Here is a 2,227-nt window from a genome sequence, read left to right on the forward strand (position 1 = left end):
AAACGATTAACAAAGCGAAATAGTGGCATGAACTTAATTGAAGTAATAAAAAGACTCAATCCAGTGGTGCGCGGCTTTGTAAATTATTTCAGTATAGCCAATTGTAAACGAGTGCTAAATTTGTTGGCAAGGTGGGTGAGACGACGATTAAGGGCAATTCAGTTAAGGTTGTGGAAAAACCCAGCGAGGTTGCATAAGCGACTAAAACAATTAGGGAAAAAGCCGCCATTTAAGTTCATCAAAATGAACTCATGGCGAAACTCTCTAAGTCCATTATCGAATGTAGCGATGCCAAACCAATGGTTTGAGGAGCAAGGTTTATATTCAATGGAAAAAGTAAGTACAGGATGGCTTGCTCAATCGGCGTTTAGAAAATAAGCCGAAGGGATAGAAGAATACAGGAGCCGTATACGAGGCCCGTACGTACGGTTCTGTGAGAGGGATGAGGCAAAAGCCTCACCCTACTCGATTTGTGCCTATTTTATATTGTCAGGTTCTATTCACAGGCTATGTACTATGCTGTTGATGATTTAAATTTTTAACCACTATGGAGTTATTATGAAGACAGTAGGATATGCAGCAAAAAGCCAAGGTTCTGAATTGACGGAATTTTCTTTTGAGCGCCGCGATTTACGAAATAACGATGTAGAAATTGAAATTTTATACTGTGGTGTGTGCCATTCAGATTTACACGCCGTACGAAATGATTGGGGTGGCAGTGACTACCCATTGGTACCTGGGCACGAAATTGTTGGTAAAGTTATGTCGGTAGGTAGCGACGTTAAAAAATATAAGCAAGGCGACACGGTTGCTGTTGGTTGTATGGTTGATTCGTGCCAAAGTTGCGATCAATGTGATAACGACGAAGAACAATTTTGCCGCGAAGGCATGGTTGGTACTTACGCAGGCAAAGACCGCGTTAGTGGTGAAATGACCCAAGGTGGGTATTCTAAACATGTTGTTGTACGCGAAGAATTTGTACTTTCTGTACCAGAAAATTTAGACCTTTCACGCGTTGCACCGCTACTTTGTGCAGGTATTACTACGTATTCGCCACTTCATAAGTGGGGCGTAAAAAAAGGTAGCCGTGTTGGTGTTGTTGGTCTAGGTGGGCTTGGTCACATGGCCGTTAAAAATGCAGTTGCAATGGGCGCAAGCGTTACGGTAATTGGCCGTAGTGAGTCTAAAAAAGATGATGCGGTTAAATTAGGCGCTCAGCACTATTTAGTGTCATCTAATGATGACGAAATGAAAGACTCGCAATCTGCCTTTGACGTCATTATAGATACAGTCCCTGTAAAACATGATTTATCTATTTACACACCGCTACTTGATGTAGATGGTACATTAGTTATTGTTGGCCAAGTTGGTCCAGTGGATGAGCTAAGCACGGTGCCATTATTAATGGGTCGCCGTCGTATTGCAGGCTCACTTATTGGTGGTATTGCACAGACGCAACAAATGCTCGACTTTTGTGGTGAAAATAACGTGCTACCTGAGTGCGAAATGATCAACATTGACGAAATTAACACGGCATACGAGCGTATGGAAAAATCTGACGTACGATACCGCTTTGTTATTGATATGGCATCGTTAAACGCTTAATTTACTAGGGGCTGTTGATCTTTGTAGTACATATATCAATCAGCCCACATTGGTAGCCACATCATAGTAAATGCTAAAGCGAGCATTGAATGATAATTTCGTTCAAGCTTTTCATACCGCGTGGCTATCCCTCTATATTGCTTAATACGGCCAAATGCATTCTCAACCAAGTGCCGATATTTGTACATGCACCAGTCAATATCTTCATTGCCTACTAAACTGTTGCCCTTACGTGGAATAACGGGTGTAGCGTTATTATCACGAACAAACGCTCTCAGTTTTTCACTGTCGTAGCCTTTATCTGCGACAACCATATTACTTGTTGGGCAATTAGCTACGAGTGACTCTGCATGGACGATATCATGCGTATTTCCACAGGATAATTCATAATAAACAGGCAACCCTCCGCTATCGACTGCAAGATGAATTTTCGTAGAATTTCCACCTCGGCTCTTTCCAATTGATTCATTGTCAGCAGTTCTTGCACCGCAACTATGTTGATGAGCCCTGACAATACTGCCATCAATGAAGACCCAATCCATGTCCGCATCACGAGATAATGCGCGAAACAGTTCATTCAAAATCCCTTTTTTGGACCATAAATTAAACCGTCTGTAGATAG

3 protein-coding genes are annotated in these 2,227 nt (G+C 42.0%); 2 read left to right on the forward strand and 1 reads right to left on the reverse strand.

All coding sequences use genetic code 11. The annotated features are described in order from the left end of the window. The coding region (locus L655_RS0120380) for a group II intron maturase-specific domain-containing protein (RefSeq protein WP_029752211.1) at positions 1–378 on the forward strand (378 nt) is incomplete at its 5' end. Between the two features lie 180 nt (positions 379–558). Next, entirely contained in the window at positions 559–1,605 is a 1,047-nt protein-coding gene (locus tag L655_RS0120385) for an NAD(P)-dependent alcohol dehydrogenase (protein WP_002958143.1), read from the forward strand. A gap of 35 nt (positions 1,606–1,640) precedes the next feature. On the opposite strand, the gene L655_RS0120390 is transcribed toward L655_RS0120385, so the two are convergent. Then, on the reverse strand, positions 1,641–2,227 hold a 587-nt coding region (locus L655_RS0120390), incomplete at its 5' end, for an IS5 family transposase (RefSeq protein ID WP_024603875.1).

The sequence above is a fragment of the Pseudoalteromonas sp. TAE79 genome (genome assembly GCF_000498015.1).
Classification (GTDB): Bacteria; Pseudomonadota; Gammaproteobacteria; order Enterobacterales; family Alteromonadaceae; genus Pseudoalteromonas.

Bases quoted from the DNA above. Each gene is read 5' to 3' on its own strand.
- L655_RS0120385 (WP_002958143.1), top strand. From the start codon at position 559: ATGAAGACAGTAGGATATGCAGCAAAAAGCCAAGGTTCTGAATTGACG.